Below are 21,369 nucleotides of genomic sequence, written 5' to 3'. Positions count from 1 at the left end.
GATGCAACATTTCATGGCGGTAGCGCATCCGCTATGATGTGCCCTTTGCAGCAGCAATCGCCAACCAGGAGAGCGGCATGAAATATATCGGCGCACACGTCAGTGCATCAGGCGGCGTAGACCAGGCAGTTATCCGTGCCCACGAACTCGAAGCCACAGCCTTTGCGCTGTTCACCAAAAATCAGCGCCAGTGGAAAGCCGCCCCGCTTTCAGGTGAAGTGATTGATGCCTTCAAAACCGCCTGTGAGAAATACAACTTCACTTCCGCGCAGATTTTGCCGCATGACAGCTACCTGATTAACCTTGGCCATCCGGTGATGGATGCGCTGGAGAAATCCCGAGAGGCGTTTCTGGATGAGATGCAGCGCGCCGAGCAGTTGGGGCTAACGTTGCTGAATTTCCACCCTGGCAGTCACCTGAAGCAGATTGAAGAAGAGGCCTGCCTGAAGCGCATCGCCGAATCGATCAATATCGCGCTGGATCAGACCCACAACGTGGTGGCAGTAATTGAGAACACCGCGGGTCAGGGTAGCAATCTCGGTTTCCGTTTCGAACACCTCGCCACCATTATCGAGCACGTCGAAGATAAATCACGCGTCGGTGTGTGTATCGATACCTGCCATGCATTTGCTGGCGGCTACGATCTGCGGACAGAAGAAGCCTGCGTGGAGACCTTTGCCGAATTCGAACGCATCGTTGGTTTCCAGTTCCTGCGCGGCATGCACCTGAATGACGCCAAAAGCACGCTCGGCAGCCGTGTGGATCGCCACCACAGCTTAGGTGAAGGCAACATTGGCAAGACGGTGTTTAGCTGGCTGATGAAGGATAAGCGCTTTGATGGCATCCCAATGATTCTGGAAACCATCAATCCGGATATCTGGAAAGATGAGATTGCGTGGCTGAAGTCGGAACAACAGGCTTAAAACAGACAGCAAAAAGGGAGCCGCAGCTCCCTTTTTTTAACCCGTGAAAATTACGCGGCTTTCGCCAGCTCTTCTTCCGGACGTTTCAGAATCGCGTAACCGAGGCCAGCCACTGCGGTACCAATCACAATCGACATCAGGTAACCCAGCACCGGGGTGATTGCACCCGGGATCAGCAGTACAAACAGACCACCGTGAGGTGCCATCAGTTTCGCGCCAACCAACATGGATACCGCGCCAGTGATTGCACCGCCGACGATGCAGCAAGGCAGCACACGCATAGGGTCACGCGCCGCAAACGGAATTGCACCTTCAGAGATGAAGCACAAGCCGAGCACCAGTGCCGCTTTGCCCCCTTCCTGCTGACCTTTGTTGAACTTACGACGTGCAACAATTGTTGCCAGGCCCATCGCTAACGGTGGCACCATACCGGCGGCCATGATCGCGGCCATCGGCGCATAGGTTTGCGAACTCAACAGGCCGACACCGAAGGCGTACGCCACTTTGTTCACCGGACCACCCATGTCGGTACACATCATGCCACCGAGGATCGCGCCCAGCAGAACCGCGTTGGCGGTGCCCATGTTCGCCAGCCAGTGCGTCAGACCGCTCATGATGCCCGCAACAGGTTTACCCACCACGTAAATCATCAGCAGGCCGGTAATTAAACTCGCTACCAGCGGAATGATCAGGATCGGTTTTAACGCTTCCATACTTTGCGGCAGTTTAACTTTGCTGCTCAGCATCTTCGCGGCGTAACCGGCAATGAAACCGGCGATGATACCGCCAAGGAAACCGGCGTTAATGCTGGTGGCGATCATACCGCCAATCAGACCTGGGGTCAGACCCGGACGGTCAGCAATCGAGAAAGCAATAAAGCCTGCCAGCACCGGTACCATCAGCGCGAAGGCACTGCCGCCACCAATCTGCATCAGCGCAGCCGCTAAGGTGCCCGGCTCTTTAAATGCGGTGATACCAAAGGCAAAGGAGAGCGCGATGCTCAAACCACCCGCTACCACCATCGGCAGCATGTAGGACACGCCGGTCAGCAGGTGACGATAAGCACCGGCTTTCTCTTTGCTGTCGCTTTGCGTGCTGGCTGACGCGTTGCCGCTCGGTTGATAGGTTTTGGCTTCAACCTGCGCTTTATCCAGTTCCTGCGCGGTTTTCTTCAGCGCCAGGCTGGTTGAGGTGCGATACATCGGCTTGCCAGCAAACTTCGCCAGGTCCACATCGATATCTGCTGCCACGATCACCAGATCGGCCGCCGCCACCTCTTCAGGGGTGATGGCATTGCCTGCACCCACGGAACCGCGGGTTTCCACTTTCACCCACCAGCCACGCTTGGTCGCTTCTGCCTGAATCGCCTCAGCCGCCATAAAGGTGTGCGCTACGCCGGTTGGGCAAGCGGTAACCGCGACAATGCGTTTCTGACCGGTGCTCTGAGCGGCAGCTGGAGCAGTAACCGCCGCGGCAGCCTGCCAGACTTTGGCACTGGCTTGAGCCTGATTAATGGCCGCCAGCGGATCGCGCAGCGCCTGCTGCACATCGACCAGCGCCACGGATTTGCCTGCCAGTTGTGCATCGTTCGGCACAGCATGGCCAGCAACCAATACCAGTTCAGCATCGGCCGCGTTGTCAGTCAGCGTCAGGCCAGCCTGTGCTGCGGTTGCGCGCAGACGTTCTAAAGCCAGATGTCCTGATGCCAGTCCCAGTGAAGAATCTTTTATCAGCAGCGTTTTCATTATCGCTCTCCTGCTGTTAGTTAACGGGTTGTAAGTCGACGCGCGCCATCATCGCGGCCAACTGGGTACGATCGGTCACACCAACGTTGCTCTGGCTCACCGCCATCGCAGCCACTGCGGTAGCCAGACGCAAGGTATGCTCGCTGGATTCACGCATCAGCAGCCCGTAAATCAGGCCGCCGACCATTGAATCTCCCGCGCCTACGGTGCTGACCACTTCACAGGCTGGTGGTTTGGCGATCCATTCGCCAGAGGCGTTGACCCACAGTGCGCCTTCCGCACCAAGGGAAATCACCACATGGGCAATGCCCTGCTCACGCAGTTCATGCGCGGCTTCGATCACATCCTGCAAGGTTGGCAGTTTGCGGTCGGCCCAGATTTCCAGTTCACGACGGTTCGGTTTCACCAGCCACGGCGCGGCTTTCAGCCCCGCCACCAGCGCTTCACGACTGCTGTCGAAAATAATGCACGGACACAGGGTGCGCAGATCGCTCATCCATTTGGTGAACGCTTCGGGCGCCACGCCCGCGGGCAAGCTGCCGCTGACGCACACCATGTCGAATTGTCCCAGCCAGGTCAGGGAATCGGCAGTGAAGCGATCCCAGTCCTGCGCGGTGACGTTAAAGCCAGAGAAATTCAGATCGGTGACTTCACCGTCTTTTTCCGTCAGCTTAACGTTGATGCGGGTACGGCCCTGCACCACCTGGAAACGGTTGGCGATACCCAGCTCGCTGAACAGCTGCTGGAAACCATCCTGATTCTCTTTGCCGAGGAATCCACCGACGGTGACGTCGATACCCAGGTCTTTCAGCACTTTGGCAACGTTGATGCCTTTACCCGCCGCGTGCAGACCGGTGGTTTTCACCAGGTTAACTTCGCCACGTTCGATTTCTGGCGTATAGCCCACCAGATCGTAAGCGGGATTCAATGTGATTGTGGCAACGCGGCGGCTCATGCGACCCCCTCGCCCAGTCCAGAATTGATGGCCTCTTCGATGGCATTCAGCGCCTGCTGTGCATCTTCACCGCTGGCGGTAAAGCGCAGGCGATGGCCTTTTTTCACGCCCAGCGCGACAACTTTCATCAGGCTGCGTCCGTTGGCCGGTTTGCCGCTGCCGTCAAGGTTGGTGACGGTGATGTCACTGTTGAACTGTTTAATGACCGTAACCAGCGCAGTACCCGGACGTGCGTGCAGTCCGTGCTCGTTGCGGATAGTAAATTCAGCCACCAGTTGATCCGCGCTTTCGTCCACTTCACTGGTCAGCAGCGCGAGGATGCCTGCCGCGTCGGCTTTCAGCAAACGTTCAGCTTTGTTGCTCAGCAGCAGATTGCTCAGATAACCCAGCACTTCCAGCGGACGATCGTCGGTAGCTGCCACGGTCAACAACAGCGCCACATTTTCGCCCTGATGCACGAATGGCGTGGCGGTACGGCTGACTGCAATGGCGCTACCAAGGTTGCCATTGGCGCTGTCGCTCAGCCAGATGCCCTGACCGAGGCTCAGTGGGGTATGCGATACCGCATCCGCCACAAACGCCGCTTCAACAGCTCCTGCTGCCTGTAAACGTCCAGCGTTCAGCGCCTGCAAGGTGATGAGATCGCTGGCTGCAACGTCAACCGCAATCAGCGAGGTATCGAATTTGAACTCAGCCGCCTGCTTTTCACCCATCAGGATGGCACGGAGATCTTCGGCTGAGGCGGTTTTCAACTGCTCTGCGATACTGTCATCGCTCAATACGTGAGTCAGCTGGCGCAGCAGCGCAAGATGTTCATCTGATTTTGCCGCGATACCGATGGCGACATAAGCCGTTTGCCCGTCACCCCACTCCACGCCCTGCGGGAACTGATAAACCTGTACGCCGGTCTTCAGCACCATATCGCGCGTATCGGTGGTGCCATGCGGAATGGCAATACCATTACCCAGGAAGGTGGTGGTCTGCTGTTCGCGCGCCAGCATGCCGTTAACGTAGCCTTCCGACACATTACCGGCTGCAGTTAACGCAGCGGCAACCTGACGGATAGCCTCTTCTTTATTTTGTGCACTGGCACCGGTATGGATGGCCTGAACGTCGAGCTGGAACATATTTCTCCTCGCTTGCTGAAATTGAATCGTTTCAGCTTAATGGCGAAAAATTACGCTGTACTTCTCGGGGGTTACCGAAAGGACAACGCTGAAACGTTTCAGGGAATATGGTACAGCATGAGAAAGCAGGCAAGAAAATGCGCGATCGGCGTAGCAGATTTTTGATGTTCCGCACACTTCAGATCGGATTTAAGATTTTTCAGGCCTGTACGGCTGACGTCATTGCTGTAACGCATGGGTCACATAAGGCAAATTCTTCAGCACCGCGTCAGCAATTTAAGGCGCGGTATCTGCTTCGAGTTGTAACAGGAAGGTCATCGCGGCTTCGCGACTGCTACCGCACATCTCTGCGCTGGGCTGTAAACCCGCACAGACTGCGGGACGCAGCGGAGAACCAAAAATTTTGCAGCGCTGATTGTCATCCAGCTGAACGCAGCGGGTATTGGCCGGTTTGCCCTGGGGCATGCCGGGAATCGGGGAAGAGATTGAGGGGGCTGTGCAACAGGCACCGCACTGGTCACGACAATACATCATGCGCTCCTGAGGATTTCGTCGCGACAATAGCAGGCTGATGACGGGAATGCCATGCGCGGGCAACAATTTTACACTGCCTCCCTTGCCTGTTTTTCACGGCGCGAGTAACGTGGCGCGCATTAACCTTTTCACAGCGAGTTATCCCCATGCCAAAGGCAAATGAAATCAAAAAAGGAATGGCTGTTACCTGGAACGGCAAACTGTTGCTGGTAAAGGACATTGATGTCCAGAGCCCAAGCGCACGCGGTGCTGCCACCCTCTATAAGATGCGTTTTACCGACGTGCGCACTGGCCTGAAAGTGGAAGAGCGCTTCAAGGGTGACGATATTATCGATGCCATTCAGCTTAGCCGTCGCGCCGTGACCTTCTCTTATATAGACGGTGACGAGTACGTGTTTATGGATGATGAAGATTACACGCCCTATAGCTTCAAGAAAGATCAGATTGAAGAAGAACTGCTGTTCATCCCTGAAGGCGGCATTCCTGGCATCCAGGTGTTAACGATGGAGGGTCAGGTGCTGGCGCTGGAACTGCCACAGACCGTGGACATGGAAATTGTCGATACTTCACCAGGCATTAAAGGCGCTTCCGCCAGCGCACGCACCAAACCCGCGGGCATGAGCACCGGCTTGTCGATCCAGGTACCGGAATACCTGAGCAATGGCGATCGCATCCGTATTCACGTGGCTGAACGCCGCTATATGAGTCGCGCGGACTAACCGCACGATTTTATCCGGCCGCTGAAGGTTGTTATAGTATAACAACGTCGTGCGCGCCGGGTATGTTGTCCGCGCGCCTGAAAATGGAGCCTGTAATGACGCGCGTTAATGTAATCACCGGATTTCTCGGCAGCGGCAAAACCACTACTCTGCTGCATCTGTTAGCCCATAAACCGGCCAATGAAAATTGGGCGATTCTGGTCAACGAGTTTGGCGAAGTAGGCATCGACGGCGCACTGCTCGCCGATCGCGGTGCCACGCTGAAGGAAATTCCTGGCGGTTGCATGTGTTGCGTGAACGGCCTGCCACTGCAGGTCGGACTCAATATGCTGTTAAAGCAAAATAAGCCCGATCGTCTGATTATCGAACCCACCGGCCTTGGCCACCCTAAACAACTGCTGGATATGCTGCGCGCCGCTGTGTATCAACCCTGGATTCAGGTTGATGCCACCATCACGCTGCTTGATGCGCGCCAGTTAGCCGACACGCGTGTCGTCGAGAATGAAAACTTCCGCGATCAACTGACCGCCGCCGATATTATCGTCGCCAATAAGAGCGATCGCTGGAGCGAGGAAGATCGTCAGCGCTTGCAGCAGTGGCAACAGGACAACCTGGGCGATCGCCAACTGGTCGAGTCGGCCTGGGGTAAAGTCGACCCCGCCCTGCTCAGCCAGCCCGCGTTGACGGATCGTGCGGTTCCTGAAGCGGCCCATCATCATCATACTTCACGTCCAAAAGGACTGGCAGCACTGAAACTTGAGGGTTCCGCACGTTGGCGCCGTGCATTAAATGAAGGCCAGGGCTATGCTTCCTGTGGCTGGATTTTTGATGGTGATACCGTGTTCGATACCATCCCGGCGCTAGAGTGGGCGCGACTTGCACCGGTGGATCGCGTCAAAGGTGTACTGCGCACACCAGACGGTCTGGTGAACATTAATCGTCAGGGTGACGACTTCTTTATGGAAACGCGCCCTACCACACCGCCGGACAGCCGTATCGAGTTAATCCACCACCAATCTGTGGACTGGAACGTTTTGCAATCAACCTTGTTGAAGATTCGTTTAAATTAGCTGCGTTAGGTTGCCCCGTTATTTTTCTTTTTGAGTCTATTTCTTATGCGCGCGTCTCGTTTAATCACCATCCTGCTGCTGAATGCATTGGGGATCATGCTGTTCTTCTCGTGGTATCTGCCGCCAGACCATGGTTTCTGGTTTGGTATTGATAAAGCCATCTTCTTTAGCTTTAACGATAAGATGGTGGATCACCACGGTTTCGCTTTGCTGGTGGCGATCACCAATTACCGTGGCTTTGATGCGGTATCGCTGCTGGCGATGGGTCTGCTGTATCTGTGGTTCTGGCGTCGTGAAACGCCACAGGGCCGCCGCCGCATGCTGGCCATTGGTATCACCATGCTGCTCACCGCCGTGGTGCTCAATCAATTGGGTCATTTGATCCCCGTGCAACACGCCAGCCCAACGCTGTTCTTTGACAACGTGCATCGCGTGAGTGAACTGACAGGGATTCCGGCGAAAGATGCCTCCAGTAATAGCTTCCCAGGCGATCACGGCATGATGCTGATTATTTTTGCCTGCTTTATGTGGCGTTATTTTGGCTTTCGCGCTTTCCTGGTGGGTTTAGTGATTGTGGTGGTATTTGCACTGCCGCGGGTGATGGCGGGTTCTCACTGGTTTACCGATATTGCGGTGGGATCGATGTCGGTGATTCTGGTGGGGTTGAGCTGGTGTTTATTAACTCCGCTCAGTGACAAACTGGTGAATTGGCTCAATCGCGCCCTGCCAGGGAAATATAAGCCACGCACATAATTGTTAAGCGCGGATGACAATAAGTAGAAAAGTCGATCATCCGCGCTTATCGAATTCAGAAATACATTATTAGCAGGCTAACGTTTTTCTATTAAAAGAAAACATTATGATGCAAAACGCGTAACAATCGCCTTTTTCCTGGCTTGTCCAGCCAGAAGCCTCTCAAAATCAGCCCTAGCGCCGGAATTACCCCCTGAAAACCCGCCTTATTGGCTATTAAATCGCTACCAATCGTTGATAAAGTAACCATTGTGTTAAGGATTGATTTCACATCAATAAAAGCTATAAAAATTTATATAAAAGCACTCGCCACGCGGTCTGTAATCGGTTAACCTCAAACGCGATTACTTAGAGTGCAGCATAAAATTCGGTGCCTTATGCAACAAAAATGTGTTCATTAACACATTTTAGTAATTAAGGAATTGTCTTAAGCCTTAGCTCTTATTAATCTCAAACCCGTTTTGTCATCTGGCTGGCGACATTGTGTCGTAAGGACTTCAAAGGAACACACGTATAATGGTCAAGTCTCAACCAATACTGAGATACCTCAGGCGGATCCTTCCCGCAGTAGCATTAGCAACACTCTTATCGGCATGTAGTAGTACGCATAACGGTCAGAACGCGAATAACGAGAATCATGAAGTTAACAACCAGAATGGTTTTTTACTTCAAGCGTCTCAGGACGAATTTGAACAAATGGTGCAGAATGTGGACGTTAAGTCCCGCATCATGGAACAGTACAGTGACTGGAAAGGTGTTCGTTATCGCTTAGGCGGCGACACCAAACGCGGCATTGATTGTTCTGCTTTTGTTCAGCGCACCTTTCGCGAGCAGTTCGGTTTAGATTTACCCCGTTCAACGTCAGAACAGCAGGATACGGGCAAAGAGATTTCTCGCGGCAAACTGCGCCCGGGTGATTTAGTGCTGTTCCGTGCCGGTTCTACCGGACGACACGTTGGCATCTATCTGGGTAACGATAACTTCGTTCACGCGTCCACCAGCAGTGGTGTGATGATCTCCAGTTTAAACGATAGTTACTGGAAAACGCGTTACCGTGAAGCCCGCAGGGTTTTAGCTAAAAACCCTAGCTAACGTATCCTTTTGAAGATCCTCTCAGCCAGAGAATCAGAAAACGCTGCCCAGGCAGCGTTTTTTTTCGCCTGCCGTTTCTTAACGCAAATCCGATAGATAAAAAGTAATTGAGAATCAGAAATATAACGAGACTTTTCGCGCTTCCTCGTTATATTCTCGTTTGCTTACTGGCAGCAAATTGTTGCGTCTTCGTCGGCTGAAAAAACCCGTCCTGATGCAATGTTTTACGCCAGACACCAGCGAGCAGTAGTGCACGATTTACATAATAATAATGGCGCCATAAAGGGGAATGCACTCCATGCCACTGTCGGGGACGTTAAAACGTCATGCAACCTATTCGCGCCGTATCGCCTGGAGTAGTGCGATCATCGGCGGTGTGTTCTTTCTGTTGTTTGTCATCGTACTGCTGACGCTCACCTGGCAAAAACGAGTACAACAACATGAACAGTTGCTGATCCATAGCCGCGACGATCTACAACAGGTGATGTCGACCCTGGTGGATACCCTTTATCCATTGCAACAATACACCCAGCTTGAATGCAGTAGCGTCAGCCGCGAACTCACTTCACGTGCCGCCTTTGCCGGCAATATCCGCGCGATTTTGCTGGTACGTAACAGTAATGCCTATTGTTCATCTGCTACCGGCGCCTTTCTGCTGCCTGCGAATGATATTTCGCCACAATCGGAACTGGAGCGCGATCGCGATTTACGCTTACTGGAAGGCACGCCCCTCTTGCCAACCAAACCGGCGCTGGCGTTGTGGATGAAGAATCCAGGCTCAGCTGAGACCGGCATTCTCGCCACCATGAATATCAGCCTGACGCCTTATCAGCTGCTGGCTTCTTATCATCCCGAAATCACCGGTATGGCGTTGGTGATTGGCGATAAAGCCCTGCTGAGTGGCAAGAATCAGGTGGTGAACATCCACGATTTACCACCAGCCTTGAAAGAAATGAGTTTTAAAGATAATGGCATGCGCTTCGTGCTGTACGGTACGACGCTGGCGCAACGCGATTATCATCTGATCCTGCTGACCGGCCTCCTCTCAGCCCTGTTTATGAGTGCGGGTAGCTGGCTGCTGCTGACACTGTATCAGCGTCCTGGCAAAGAGATTATGCAGGGCATTAAACGTGGTCAGTTTCATGTTGAATATCAGCCCCTGGTCACCGCCCACGATGGGCAACCGTATGGCGTTGAAGCACTACTGCGCTGGACACATCCCACCGAGGGAATGATTCCCCCCGATGCCTTTATTAGCAACGCCGAAGCGCAAAATCTGATTATTCCCCTGACTCAGCATTTGTTTAAGCTGGTGGCACGCGATGCGAAGTTCCTCTGCCAGCAACTGCCGCGCGGCACGCGTATGAGCCTGAACCTTTCCCCTCTGCATCTCGCATCAGAAAGTTTTCGTCAGCATGTGCAGGAGTGGATTGCCGACATGCCAAAAGACCACTTCAACTATGTTTTTGAAATCACCGAACGCACCATGGTGGGCGAAAGAAATGCTGGCGAGATTTTTGCCTGGCTGCATGAGCAGGATATTAAAATTGCCATTGATGACTTCGGCACTGGCCACAGCGCATTGATCTATCTTGAACGCTATCCGTTTGACTACCTCAAAATTGATCGCGGTTTTGTACAGAGTATTGGTACCGAAACGGTGACCTCACCGGTACTGGACGCGGTATTGCTGCTGGCGAAGAAGCTCAATCTCAAAACCGTGGCAGAAGGCGTTGAAACCGGCGATCAGGCAGCGTGGCTGGTGAACCGTGGGGTGACACATCTGCAGGGATATTTATTCAGCCGCCCGCTGCGTCCGGAAAACCTGATCAGTTATTACCAACGTCAGGCAGCACTCGGTTAACGTCACGCTATCGTCACGAAACTGCTACCATTCAGTGCGGATTATTTAAGGAGAGCGCCCCACTTATGCTGCTGCGTCTTGTCACCGCGTTGTTGGTTTGTAGCGCCATCGCGCCACTGCATGCGGAAACCATCAATGAGAGTTATGCCTTTGCCAAGCTGGGCGAACCGAAGTATGTGGTGAATTTCACCCATTATGATTACGCGAATCCCGCTGCGCCTAAAGGCGGCAAGATGACCATCGCGGTGGTGGGCACTTACGATAACTTCAATCGCTTTGCTTCACGCGGTAATCCTGGCGTCGGCACCGATACGCTGTATGACGGGCTGTTCACCACCTCCGATGATGAGCCTGGCAGCTACTATCCCTTGATTGCTGAATCCGCCCGCTATCCCAGCGATTATCACTGGATGGAAGTCTCCATCAATCCGCATGCGCGTTTTCAGGACGACAGCCCGATCACCGCCAAAGATGTCGCTTTCACCTTCCAGAAATTTATGACCGAAGGTGTGCCGCAGTTCCGCGTGGCGTTCCGTGGAGTTGAAGTGAAAGCGCTCAACAATCTCACCGTGCGTATCGACATGCCGAAACCGGACAAGGATATGATCCTGAGCTGGTTAACGCTGCCGGTATTGCCGCAAGCCTTCTGGCAGAATAAAAAATTCAACGAGCCGATCGGCTATCCCCCGCTCTCCAGCGGCCCCTATCGCATCACGTCTTATAAGCCAGGTCAGTTCATTCAATACAGTCGGGTGAAAAACTACTGGGCGGCAAATCTGCCGGTCAATCGGGGACGTTTTAACTTTGATACGCTGCGCTACGATTACTATCTTGATGACAATGTCGCCTTTGAAGCCTTCAAAGCCGGCGCCTCCGATCTGCGCGAAGAGGGTTCGGCGAAGAAGTGGGCCACGCAATACCGCGGGCGTAACTTTGATAGCCACGCCATCGTGAAAGCCACCACGCCGAATACCGTCTCCACCGATACTCGCTGGCTGGCCTTTAACAATGAAAAACCGCTGTTTGCTGACCGTCGGGTGCGTGAGGCGCTGACGCTGGCGTTCGATTTCGAGTGGATGAACAAAGCGCTGTTTTACGGGGCGTACAAACGCACTGATAGCTATTTCCAGAACACCGCCTATGCGGCCAAAGATTACCCTAAAGCCGACCAGCTCATTCTGCTGGCACCGTACAAAGCGCAGCTGCCCGCTGAAGTGTTCAACAACGACTATGCACCGCCGCGTTCCAATGGCAGCGGCTTCGATCGCGGCAATCTGCTAAAAGCCATGAAGCTACTAAAAGAAGCGGGCTGGCAGATTAAGAATCAGCATCTGGTAAACGATAAGACCGGACAGCCCTTCCGCTTTGAACTGCTGATGCGCAGCGGCACGCAGAACGACTGGGCGCTGCCGTTCCAGCATAGCCTGCAGCGTTTGGGGATTCAGGTGGAGTTGCGGCAAATTGATAGCTCGCAGTATCTGCGCCGTTTACGCGAAGGCGATTACGATATGATCCCAACGCTGTATCAGGCCAATCCATGGCCCTCCACCAACTTACGTATCAGTTGGCAGTCGCAATACATTGCCTCCTCGTGGAACACGCCACGGGTGAAAGATCCCATCGTGGATCACTTTGTGCAGGAGATCGTCGAACATCAGGGCGATGAAAAAGCGCTACTGCCACTGGGCCAGGCACTGGATCGCATTCTGTTATGGAATGCCTATATGATCCCGATGTGGTACAACGCCGAACAGAGGCTGGCATACTGGGATAAATTTTCCCGCCCTGAAATCAAACCCGCGTATGCAACCGGGTTAGAGAACTGGTGGTATGACGTGAACAAAGCCGCACAATTGCCGGCCGACAGACGCTGAGGAGAGCGGTTTGGGTTCCTATTTCCTGCGCAGGTTGCTGCTGATTATTCCCACACTGTGGGCGATCATCACCCTGAACTTTTTTATCGTGCAGATTGCGCCCGGTGGACCGGTGGATCAGGCGCTGGCGAATGCGCAATTTGGTCATAGCTCCGGTTTTTCCTCGGGTAGTGCTGGAGATGTCGGCGGGCGCGGTGCGCTGGCGCATGATAATCCGGGCGACAGCCAATATCGCGGCGCGCGTGGCCTTGATCCTGAGGTGATCGCCGAGATCAAACACCGCTACGGTTTTGATAAACCGCTGCTGCAGCGCTATGGCGAAATGCTGTGGAACTATATTCGTTTTGATTTTGGCGACAGTTTGTTCCGTAGCGCCTCGGTGCTGCAGCTGATCAAAGAGAGCTTGCCGGTTTCCATCAGCCTGGGCTTGTGGAGTACGTTGATCATTTATCTGGTCTCGATTCCGTTGGGGATTAAAAAGGCAGTGCGCAACGGCAGCGCTTTCGATATCTGGAGCAGTACCTTTATCATCATTGGATACTCCATCCCGGCCTTTCTCTTCGGCATCATGCTGATTGTGCTGTTTGCCGGGGGCAGCTATTTCGACTGGTTCCCACTTCGCGGGCTGACCTCGCCGCAGTTTGATACGTTGCCGTGGTACAGCAAGATTGGCGACTATCTCTGGCACATCACGCTGCCGGTACTGGCCACGGTGATTGGCGGTTTTGCCACTCTAACCATGTTGACCAAAAACTCATTCCTCGATGAGATCCGCAAACAATATGTGGTCACCGCTCGCGCGAAAGGGCTGGATGAAAAACGTATTTTGTACGGCCACGTATTCCGCAACGCCATGCTGCTGGTGATCGCCGGTTTCCCTGCCACCTTTATCAGCATGTTCTTTACCAGCTCGGTATTGATTGAGGTGATGTTCTCTCTCAACGGACTCGGTTTGCTGGGATACGATGCCACCATTCAACGCGACTATCCGGTGATGTTTGGCACGCTGTATATCTTCACGCTGATCGGCTTGCTGATGAACATTCTCAGCGATCTGACCTATACGCTGGTCGATCCGCGCATCGATTTTGAGGGGCGCTAATGGGTTTATCACTAATCAACCAGCAGCGCTGGCAACGCTTTCGCCATAACCGTCGTGGTTACTGGTCGCTGTGGATTTTTCTGGTGATTTTTGTGCTTTCACTCGGTGCGGAGTTACTGGCCAATGACAAGCCAATACTGGTGCACTATCAGCAACGCTGGTATATGCCGCTGTTGTTCAATTACAGCGAAAGTGATTTTGGCGGTGACTTTGCTACCCCAGCCGATTACCAGGACCCGTGGCTAAAGCAGCGGATTGACCAGCAGGGCTGGGCGCTGTGGGCACCGATCCGTTTCAGTGACAGCACCATTAATTTCGCCACCGATGTGCCCTTCCCTTCTCCTCCTTCGAAGCAGAACTGGCTCGGCACCGACGCCAATGGCGGTGATGTGCTGGCGCGTTTGCTATATGGCACGCGCGTCTCGCTGCTGTTCGGGATCTTGCTGACCCTGTTCTCCAGCGTGATCGGTATCGTAATCGGTGCGGTGCAGGGCTATTTTGGTGGTCGTGTCGATTTAGTTGGCCAGCGTCTGATTGAGGTGTGGTCTGGCATGCCATCGCTATTTTTACTGATTTTGCTTTCGAGCGTGATTCAACCCGGCTTCTGGTGGCTATTGCTGGTCACCGTGATATTTGGCTGGATGAGCCTGGTGAGCGTGGTGCGGGCCGAGTTTCTGCGCACGCGTAACTTTGATTATGTGCGTGCGGCGCGCGCGCTCGGCGTCAGCGATGGACGCATTATGCTGCGCCACATGTTGCCGAATGCGATGGTAGCAACACTCACTTTCCTGCCCTTTATTTTATGCGGTTCGATTACCACTCTGACCTCGCTGGATTTCCTTGGTTTCGGCCTGCCAGTGGGCTCCCCTTCGCTGGGCGAACTGCTTTTACAGGGCAAAAACAACTTACAGGCGCCGTGGCTGGGACTTTCCGGCTTCTTCGCCCTCGCGCTGCTCCTCTCGCTGCTGATTTTTATCGGTGAAGCGGTACGTGATGCTTTTGATCCCAGCCGGGGGGTGAAATGAGCCTGTTAAGCGTCAATCATCTCGCCGTGGCCTTCAATCAGCGCCGCGTGGTGGAAGATATCTCTCTGCAGATTGAGGCCGGTGAAACTCTGGCGCTGGTCGGTGAATCCGGTTCAGGCAAAAGTGTCACCGCGCTCTCGATTATGCGCCTGCTGCCGCAGCCGCCTGTGACCTATCCGCAAGGTGAGATCCTGTTCAATGGCCAAAATATCTTGCAGGCCAGCGAGCGCGAGATGCGCGGTCTGCGTGGCAATCAGATGGCGATGATTTTCCAGGAACCGATGGTGTCGCTCAACCCGCTGCACAACGTTGAGAAGCAGCTGTATGAGGTGCTGTCTTTGCATCGTGGGATGCGTAAAGAAGCGGCGCGCGGCGAAATTCTTAGCTGCCTCGATCGCGTCGGCATCCGCAATGCGGCATCACGCCTCGGCGATTTCCCGCATCAGCTGTCAGGTGGGGAACGCCAGCGCGTGATGATTGCCATGGCGTTACTGACGCAGCCCAAACTGCTGATTGCCGATGAGCCCACCACCGCGCTGGATGTCACGGTGCAGGCACAAATTCTGCGCTTGCTGCGTGAACTGCAGCGCGAACTGAATATGGGCATGCTGTTCATCACCCACAATCTCAATATCGTCCGCCAGCTGGCGCATCGTGTCACGGTGATGCGCGAGGGTCGGGAAGTGGAGCACAATCTATGCAAGCCGCTGTTCAGCCAGCCCGAGCATCCTTATACGCGTGAATTACTCGCCGCCGAACCGGATGGTCAGCCTGTGCCGCTTAACGATGCACAGCCGCTGCTGCAGGTCAAAAACCTGCACGTGGGCTTTCCGATTAAACGCGGATTGTTCAAACGCAGCGTGGCGGAAAAAACCGTGCTCAGCGATCTCAACTTCACACTGCGCCGGGGTGAAAGCCTTGGTTTGGTGGGGGAATCCGGTTCAGGCAAAAGCACCACCGGATTGGCGCTGCTGCGTTTGATTACCGCGCGCGGTGAGATTTGGTTTGACGGTCAGCCGCTGCATAGCCTATCGCGTAAACAGCTTTTGCCGCTGCGTCCGCATATTCAGGTGGTGTTTCAGGATCCCAACTCATCACTCAATCCGCGCATGACGGTACAACAGGTGATTGCAGAAGGGCTGGCAGTACATCGTCCTGAACTAAGTGCCGCCGAGCAGGAAGCGAAAGTGATTGCCGTGATGCAGGAAGTGGGACTGGATGCAGAGAGCCGTTCACGCTACCCCGCAGAGTTTTCCGGTGGACAACGTCAGCGTATCGCCATTGCCAGAGCGCTGATTCTTGAGCCGCAGTTAATCGTGCTGGATGAACCGACCTCTTCGCTGGATCGCTCAGTGCAGAAGCAAATTCTCACCCTGCTGCGTCGTTTACAGCAGCAGCACCAGTTAGCGTATCTGTTTATTAGCCATGATTTGCAGGTGGTGCGCGCACTCTGCCATCAGCTAATTGTGCTGCGCCAGGGGGAAGTAGTGGAACAGGGAGAATGCGAAGCGTTGTTTAACGCACCGGCCAGCGATTATACGCGTCAGCTTTTAGCCTCCGCGCAGGGCGAATCGTTAACTCAGTGACCTTCAAAGGTCTCTGCGATGGCAACGCCCTGATTTTTCAGACAGCAGTTGGTGGTACTTTCGTCACCGCGCTGAATCAGTAAACAGGGCTGCCCTTCACATAGGGCAATTTTGCAATCGACCTGAATCTGCGCCAGCGTCTCTTGCAACTGGTGCAGAATTTCCAGCGCCGGATGGCCATCGTGACTTAACAGACGCAGTGCGACGAGATCTTCATCGTGCACACCGTTGACCGCTTCCTGACGTTCAATTTCACCGACATGGTCGGCTGACCAACGATAATGTTGCGGTAAGCGATGCATAACCGAAAGTTGCAGCATAATTACAGTCCCCAGAGACGTTAACGCTTATTCACGACGACGGCGATTACGCAGTGAATCCCTACCTGGTAAACTCAGAATACGGACGTCAAGGTTTGCCTTCTCGTTTTAAACACAAAGCATGTAGCAAAGTTATTATTTGCGAGCTTTCTCGCATTTGTGCCTATGTGTACCTTGTTCGGCGGCAGTTAACAATCATTTTAGACGCAATATAGTTACTTTTTTACACCTAAATTTTCACATTATGGAAACATTAAGCATAACGAAAATGTGGGGATTCGCGAGTGAACGTGAAGAATTCATCGCATACGGCAAGAGGGAATGTGACAACGGCGCGGTTTTTTATTCGCGATTTCAATGGCTCTAAAAACCAGTGAACTCCGCGATCAACCGCGCCGTAAGAGGAAAGTGCAGATTTAAGCGTGGCGTGGACGTGCGGCGTAGCTAAACAACACAATGGATACGGTTGCGCATAGGGCAATGGTCGCCACCATTGGCCAGGCGCTGTTAATACTCACCAGTGACAGCAATGCCCCCACCAGCGCACCCACGCCAAAGCGCAAAGTACCGGCCAGTGACGATGCGGTGCCCGCCATATGCGGAAACTCATCGAGAATCACCGCCATCGCGTTCGAAGAAACCGTCGAGACGCAGCCGATAAACATCGCCACGCCAAACACCAGCGACAGGAAACCTAAATCCAGCGCGCTAGCAATCAGCAGCCAGATGCCCATCGCAAACTGTGTGATCAGTCCGATACGGAACATCGCCAAAGGCCCGAAGCGGCGTACCGCGCGGCTGTTGATCAGCGTCATCACAAACAGGAACACCACGTTAAGGCCAAAGTAGTAACCAAAGTTTTGCGGTGAAACGTGATTCACTTCGATGTAAACAAAAGGCCCGGCGTTGAGGAAGGTAAACAATCCCGCAAAGGAGAAGCCGCTTGCCAGCATGTAGCTGAACGCACGTTTATGGCGCACCAGCGCGACAAAGTTACTCAGCGTGGTTCGCAAATGGAAGCGCTGCCGCAGTTCAGGCTTGAGCGTCTCGCGGATCTGCGTCACCACCAGTACGGTAGTGATCAATGCGGCCACAGCCAGCGTCCAGAAAATCGCGTGCCAGTTCCACAGCAGCAACAGCCAACCGCCGATAATCGGTGCCAGTAACGGTGCAATGGTGGTGACCAGCATGACAAACGACATCATGCGCGAGAAATCCTCTTTCGAGTAACTGTCTCGCATCAGCGCGTTAATCACCACGCTGGCCGCTGCCGCCGACAAGCCGTGCAGGAAGCGCATAAAGATCAGTTGATCAATGGACTGCGACAAGGCACATGCCGCCGCGGCGCAGGCAAAGATCAGCGTGCCCAGCACAATCACCGGTTTACGTCCGTAGCTGTCCGCCAGCGGGCCATACACCAACTGCCCGATAGCAAACCCCAGAATGTAAAGGTTCAGCGTCATCTGCACGCTGCCTGCCGAAACGGCAAATTCGCGTGCGATTTGCGGCATTGCCGGCAAATACATATCAATGGAGAGCGGCATCAGCATCGCCAGCAATCCCAGAATCACGACCAACCCTACCGGTGAATTCTTTTCCTTACGCACCGCTCTCTCCCGCTATTTGCGTTTTTTCAGCTCTTCTGGCAGGCCGATGCTGTCGACCTCTTCTTCCGTGAGTTCACGGTATTCACCTTCAGCCAGGTCGTCATCCAGCACGATCTCGCCAATGCTTTCGCGATGCAGCGCGGACACATGATTACCCATCGCGGCAAACATGCGTTTGACCTGATGATAGCGGCCTTCCGTGATAGTTAAACGAGCGGCTTTTTCATCGAGGATTTCCAGCACCGCCGGTTTGGTCAGTTCTTTCTCATTGTGCAGTTGAATCCCCGTCGCGAACTTCTCCACCAGCGCAGGATCAATCGGCTCTTCCACTTCAACCAGATAGGTTTTTTCCAGGTGATGGCGCGGAGAGGTAATACGGTGTGACCACTGACCATCGTCCGTCAACAGCACCAGACCGGTGGTGTCGATATCCAGACGGCCCGCCGCATGCAGCTTAAAAGCAGCCGGTTCTTCCATGAAGAACAACACGGTAGGATGATCGGGATCGTCAGTGGAGCAGACATAGCCCTGCGGCTTATTCAGCATGAAGTAGCGTGGGCCGGTTTGCACCACCAGGGGGTTGCCGTCGTATTCGATTTCGTCATCTGGCAACACTTTGTAGCCCGCGTCGCGAACCACTTCGCCGTTAATGGTGACTTTCCTGGCGCGGATTTCGCGGCCAGCGATAGCACGGCTGACTTCCAGCTGCTGAGATATGAATTTTTCGAGTCGCATGAATTCGCTTTTGCCTGTTACTACGGAGGGAACTGAAACGGCGTTTTTAAACCGTTAAAAAAGTGTGGGCAGTATAGCTTGATCCTTCGCCTGCTAACAGTACCGCGCCTGCGTTTCAGCTGTTTTCATGGCATAATGCGTGTCCGTTTGAAGAAAAAAGTTTGCCCTGATGTCCTTCACCCTGCGCCCGTACCAGCAAGAGGCGGTTGACGCCACGCTCCAGCATTTTCGCCGCCACGATGCGCCCGCCGTGATTGTGCTGCCGACGGGTGCCGGTAAAAGTCTGGTGATTGCTGAACTGGCGCGCATTGCCCGAGGCCGCGTGCTGGTGCTGGCGCATGTGAAAGAGTTGGTCGAGCAGAACCACAGCAAATATCAGGCGTATGGTCTGGAAGCCGATATTTTTGCCGCCGGTTTACAGCGCAAACAGAGCGAAAGCAAAGTGGTATTTGGCAGCGTGCAATCCGTGGCGCGCAATCTGGATCGCTTCGACAGCGCCTTTTCTCTGGTGATCGTCGATGAGTGCCACCGCATCAGCGACAACGAAGAGAGTCAGTATCAGCAGCTGTTCGCCCATCTGCGGCAGCATAATCCTCAACTGCGCCTGCTGGGGCTCACCGCGACGCCCTTTCGCCTCGGTAAAGGCTGGATTTATCAGTTTCACTATCACGGCATGGTACGCGGCGATCAGCACGCGCTATTCCGCGACTGTATTTATGAATTGCCGCTGCGCTACATGATCAAGCACGGTTTCCTTGTGCCACCCGAACGGCTGGATATGCCGGTCGTACAGTACGATTTCAGCCGCCTGATCCCGCAAAATAACGGTTTATTCAGCGAAGCCGATCTCAATCGCGAATTAAAGCAGCAGAATCGCGTGACGCCGCACATCATCAGACAGATCGTGGAGTTCGCGGAGGATCGTCGTGGCGTGATGGTATTCGCCGCCACGGTAGAACATGCGCGTGAGATTTTATCTCTGTTGCCCGAGAACAGCGCGTTGGTGTCAGCGGAAACAGTGGTGAAAGAACGCGATCGTTTGATCAGCGAATTTAAAGCGCAACAGTTAAAGTTTTTAGTGAACGTCGCGGTGCTGACCACCGGCTTTGATGCGCCGCATGTGGATCTTATCGCCATATTGCGCCCCACTGAATCGGTCAGTTTGTATCAACAGATTGTCGGGCGCGGCCTGCGTTTGTCACCAGGCAAAACCGACTGCCTGATCCTCGATTATGCTGGCAATCCGCACGATCTCTTTACCCCTGAAGTCGGCACGCCAAAAGGCGCCAGTGACAATCAGCCGGTGCAAGTGTTCTGCCCAGCCTGTGGTTTCGCCAATACCTTCTGGGGAAAAACCACCGAAGATGGCCATATCATTGAACATTTTGGCCGTCGGTGTCAGGGCGTGATGGAGGATGATGAGGGCAATCGTGAACAGTGCGACTATCGCTTCCGCTTTAAAAGTTGTCCCGACTGCGGTGCAGAAAACGATATTGCGGCCCGCCGCTGTCATCAGTGCGATCGTATTATGGTCGACCCTGATGATATGTTGAAAGCCGCGCTAAAACTTAAAGATGCACGTGTGCTGCGCTGCGGCGGTATGACGCTGGAGCAAGGGCGCGACGAGAAAGGCGAATGGCTAAAAGCGACCTACTTTGATGAAGATGGCACCAGCGTCAGTGAACGTTTTCGTCTGCAAACGCCTGCTCAACGTAAAGCCTTCGAGCAGCTGTTTATGCGCCCACACCAGCGCGCACCCGGCGTGGAACTCGGTTGGCAAACGGCTGCGGATGTTATCGCTTTGCAGCCACTGCTGCGTCATCCCGATTTTGTGGTGGCACGCGCGAAAGGTCATTTCTGGCAAATTCGCGAGAAGATGTTCGATTATCAGGGACGTTATCGACGCGCGAATGAGCTGCGTTAAGCGACGGAATCATTTGCCCGCGTCTTCTATTGCGGCTATAATGCCGCCCGCTTTTGCATCCGTAAAAGCATATGAATAACCGTCTGTTGCTGGGTCGCCTGTAGCAGAAATGATTGAAGAGAAATCAAATGACCACTTTCAACGCTGAAGTACGTAAAGAGCAGGGTAAGGGTGCGAGCCGCCGTCTGCGTGTAGCAAATAAATTCCCAGCCATCATCTATGGCGGAAACGAAGCGCCAGTTGCTATCGAACTGGACCACGACGTTGTAATGAACCTGCAGGCTAAGCCTGAGTTCTACACCGACGTGCTGACCATCGTTGTTGATGGTAAAGAAGTTAAAGTTAAAGCTCAGGCGGTACAGCGTCATCCGTTCAAGCCAAAACTGCACCACATCGACTTCGTTCGCGCTTAAT

19 protein-coding genes are annotated in these 21,369 nt (G+C 53.9%); 12 read left to right on the top strand and 7 right to left on the bottom strand.

Annotated elements, in window-relative coordinates:
- Positions 1-77 precede the first annotated feature (77 nt).
- A complete protein-coding gene (gene nfo / locus CRO33_RS00745; RefSeq protein WP_038649994.1) occupies positions 78-923 on the top strand; it encodes a deoxyribonuclease IV in 846 nt (281 codons plus the stop codon).
- A 50-nt stretch (positions 924-973) separates the two neighbouring features.
- Here nfo and fruA read toward each other — a convergent pair whose 3' ends face one another.
- From fruA to CRO33_RS00720, 4 genes are all read right to left on the bottom strand, one after another.
- Positions 974-2,668 carry a PTS fructose transporter subunit IIBC gene (fruA, locus tag CRO33_RS00740; protein WP_097116609.1) on the bottom strand — a complete coding sequence of 565 codons (1,695 nt, stop codon included), beginning with the start codon at positions 2,666-2,668 and terminating at the stop codon, positions 974-976.
- A 16-nt stretch (positions 2,669-2,684) separates the two neighbouring features.
- Positions 2,685-3,623, bottom strand: coding sequence for a 1-phosphofructokinase (gene fruK, locus CRO33_RS00735; RefSeq protein ID WP_038645831.1), 939 nt, complete (start codon positions 3,621-3,623; stop codon positions 2,685-2,687).
- Entirely contained in the window at positions 3,620-4,750 is a 1,131-nt protein-coding gene (gene fruB / locus CRO33_RS00730; RefSeq protein WP_097116608.1) for a fused PTS fructose transporter subunit IIA/HPr protein, read from the bottom strand. Before fruB ends, fruK begins: the two co-directional genes overlap by 4 nt.
- A 276-nt stretch (positions 4,751-5,026) precedes the next feature.
- Positions 5,027-5,281, bottom strand: coding sequence for a YkgJ family cysteine cluster protein (locus CRO33_RS00720; RefSeq protein WP_097116606.1), 255 nt, complete (start codon positions 5,279-5,281; stop codon positions 5,027-5,029).
- Between the two features lie 149 nt (positions 5,282-5,430).
- On the opposite strand from CRO33_RS00720, the gene yeiP reads away from it, so the two are divergent.
- The 9 genes from yeiP (at position 5,431) to yejF (ending at position 16,369) form a co-directional block, all read left to right on the top strand.
- The gene (yeiP, locus tag CRO33_RS00715) at positions 5,431-6,003 is read left to right on the top strand and encodes an elongation factor P-like protein YeiP (RefSeq protein WP_034824964.1); all 573 of its coding nucleotides are present in this window, start codon (positions 5,431-5,433) and stop codon (positions 6,001-6,003) included.
- A gap of 95 nt (positions 6,004-6,098) precedes the next feature.
- Complete coding sequence (locus CRO33_RS00710) at positions 6,099-7,073, top strand: CobW family GTP-binding protein (RefSeq protein ID WP_097116605.1); 975 nt, start codon at positions 6,099-6,101, stop codon at positions 7,071-7,073.
- 45 nt (positions 7,074-7,118) lie between these two features.
- Positions 7,119-7,826 (top strand): phosphatase PAP2 family protein, encoded by a 708-nt coding sequence (locus CRO33_RS00705; protein WP_097116604.1) that lies wholly within the window; start codon positions 7,119-7,121, stop codon positions 7,824-7,826.
- A 516-nt stretch (positions 7,827-8,342) separates the two neighbouring features.
- On the top strand, positions 8,343-8,918 hold the full coding sequence (mepS, locus tag CRO33_RS00700) for a bifunctional murein DD-endopeptidase/murein LD-carboxypeptidase (RefSeq protein ID WP_034824970.1): 576 nt from the start codon (positions 8,343-8,345) through the stop codon (positions 8,916-8,918).
- 298 nt (positions 8,919-9,216) lie between these two features.
- Positions 9,217-10,782 carry a cyclic di-GMP phosphodiesterase gene (locus CRO33_RS00695; RefSeq protein ID WP_034824972.1) on the top strand — a complete coding sequence of 522 codons (1,566 nt, stop codon included), beginning with the start codon at positions 9,217-9,219 and terminating at the stop codon, positions 10,780-10,782.
- A gap of 65 nt (positions 10,783-10,847) precedes the next feature.
- Entirely contained in the window at positions 10,848-12,656 is a 1,809-nt protein-coding gene (locus tag CRO33_RS00690) for an extracellular solute-binding protein (protein WP_097116603.1), read from the top strand.
- Positions 12,657-12,666: 10 nt separating this feature from the next.
- The gene (locus CRO33_RS00685) at positions 12,667-13,758 is read left to right on the top strand and encodes a microcin C ABC transporter permease YejB (protein WP_034824974.1); all 1,092 of its coding nucleotides are present in this window, start codon (positions 12,667-12,669) and stop codon (positions 13,756-13,758) included.
- On the top strand, positions 13,758-14,783 hold the full coding sequence (locus CRO33_RS00680; protein WP_097116602.1) for an ABC transporter permease: 1,026 nt from the start codon (positions 13,758-13,760) through the stop codon (positions 14,781-14,783). The genes CRO33_RS00685 and CRO33_RS00680 overlap by 1 nt, the downstream gene beginning before the upstream one ends.
- Positions 14,780-16,369, top strand: a complete 1,590-nt coding sequence (gene yejF / locus CRO33_RS00675; protein ID WP_097116601.1) for a microcin C ABC transporter ATP-binding protein YejF — start codon at positions 14,780-14,782, stop codon at positions 16,367-16,369. The genes CRO33_RS00680 and yejF overlap by 4 nt, the downstream gene beginning before the upstream one ends.
- On the opposite strand, the gene CRO33_RS00670 is transcribed toward yejF, so the two are convergent.
- From CRO33_RS00670 to rsuA, 3 genes are all read right to left on the bottom strand, one after another.
- On the bottom strand, positions 16,363-16,689 hold the full coding sequence (locus CRO33_RS00670; protein ID WP_097116600.1) for a hypothetical protein: 327 nt from the start codon (positions 16,687-16,689) through the stop codon (positions 16,363-16,365). The genes yejF and CRO33_RS00670 overlap by 7 nt on opposite strands.
- Before the next feature lie 416 nt (positions 16,690-17,105).
- Positions 17,106-18,296, bottom strand: coding sequence for a Bcr/CflA family multidrug efflux MFS transporter (locus tag CRO33_RS00665; protein ID WP_097116599.1), 1,191 nt, complete (start codon positions 18,294-18,296; stop codon positions 17,106-17,108).
- Between the two features lie 12 nt (positions 18,297-18,308).
- Positions 18,309-19,031, bottom strand: a complete 723-nt coding sequence (rsuA, locus tag CRO33_RS00660) for a 16S rRNA pseudouridine(516) synthase RsuA (protein WP_058961320.1) — start codon at positions 19,029-19,031, stop codon at positions 18,309-18,311.
- 169 nt (positions 19,032-19,200) lie between these two features.
- Between rsuA and CRO33_RS00655 the strand changes: the two genes are divergently transcribed.
- Together CRO33_RS00655 and rplY are read left to right on the top strand one after the other, a co-directional pair.
- On the top strand, positions 19,201-20,955 hold the full coding sequence (locus CRO33_RS00655; protein ID WP_097116598.1) for a DEAD/DEAH box helicase: 1,755 nt from the start codon (positions 19,201-19,203) through the stop codon (positions 20,953-20,955).
- A gap of 128 nt (positions 20,956-21,083) precedes the next feature.
- Entirely contained in the window at positions 21,084-21,368 is a 285-nt protein-coding gene (gene rplY / locus CRO33_RS00650) for a 50S ribosomal protein L25 (RefSeq protein ID WP_034824983.1), read from the top strand.
- Position 21,369 lies beyond the last annotated feature (1 nt).

It is taken from the genome of Pantoea sp. GL120224-02, assembly GCF_900215395.1.
Taxonomy (GTDB): Bacteria; Pseudomonadota; Gammaproteobacteria; order Enterobacterales; family Enterobacteriaceae; genus Pantoea; species Pantoea communis.
This window is presented reverse-complemented; position numbering and strand designations above follow the sequence as displayed.

Excerpts from the sequence above, each read along its gene's own strand:
- nfo (WP_038649994.1), top strand. The coding sequence starts at position 78 with ATGAAATATATCGGCGCACACGTCAGTGCATCAGGCGGCGTAGACCAG.
- CRO33_RS00655 (WP_097116598.1), top strand. The coding sequence starts at position 19,201 with ATGTCCTTCACCCTGCGCCCGTACCAGCAAGAGGCGGTTGACGCCACG.
- rplY (WP_034824983.1), top strand. The coding sequence starts at position 21,084 with ATGACCACTTTCAACGCTGAAGTACGTAAAGAGCAGGGTAAGGGTGCG.
- fruB (WP_097116608.1), bottom strand. The coding sequence starts at position 4,750 with ATGTTCCAGCTCGACGTTCAGGCCATCCATACCGGTGCCAGTGCACAA.
- CRO33_RS00690 (WP_097116603.1), top strand. The coding sequence starts at position 10,848 with ATGCTGCTGCGTCTTGTCACCGCGTTGTTGGTTTGTAGCGCCATCGCG.
- CRO33_RS00705 (WP_097116604.1), top strand. The coding sequence starts at position 7,119 with ATGCGCGCGTCTCGTTTAATCACCATCCTGCTGCTGAATGCATTGGGG.
- CRO33_RS00680 (WP_097116602.1), top strand. The coding sequence starts at position 13,758 with ATGGGTTTATCACTAATCAACCAGCAGCGCTGGCAACGCTTTCGCCAT.
- rsuA (WP_058961320.1), bottom strand. The coding sequence starts at position 19,031 with ATGCGACTCGAAAAATTCATATCTCAGCAGCTGGAAGTCAGCCGTGCT.
- fruK (WP_038645831.1), bottom strand. The coding sequence starts at position 3,623 with ATGAGCCGCCGCGTTGCCACAATCACATTGAATCCCGCTTACGATCTG.
- fruA (WP_097116609.1), bottom strand. The coding sequence starts at position 2,668 with ATGAAAACGCTGCTGATAAAAGATTCTTCACTGGGACTGGCATCAGGA.
- CRO33_RS00720 (WP_097116606.1), bottom strand. The coding sequence starts at position 5,281 with ATGTATTGTCGTGACCAGTGCGGTGCCTGTTGCACAGCCCCCTCAATC.
- mepS (WP_034824970.1), top strand. The coding sequence starts at position 8,343 with ATGGTCAAGTCTCAACCAATACTGAGATACCTCAGGCGGATCCTTCCC.
- CRO33_RS00710 (WP_097116605.1), top strand. The coding sequence starts at position 6,099 with ATGACGCGCGTTAATGTAATCACCGGATTTCTCGGCAGCGGCAAAACC.
- yeiP (WP_034824964.1), top strand. The coding sequence starts at position 5,431 with ATGCCAAAGGCAAATGAAATCAAAAAAGGAATGGCTGTTACCTGGAAC.
- CRO33_RS00695 (WP_034824972.1), top strand. The coding sequence starts at position 9,217 with ATGCCACTGTCGGGGACGTTAAAACGTCATGCAACCTATTCGCGCCGT.
- yejF (WP_097116601.1), top strand. The coding sequence starts at position 14,780 with ATGAGCCTGTTAAGCGTCAATCATCTCGCCGTGGCCTTCAATCAGCGC.
- CRO33_RS00670 (WP_097116600.1), bottom strand. The coding sequence starts at position 16,689 with ATGCTGCAACTTTCGGTTATGCATCGCTTACCGCAACATTATCGTTGG.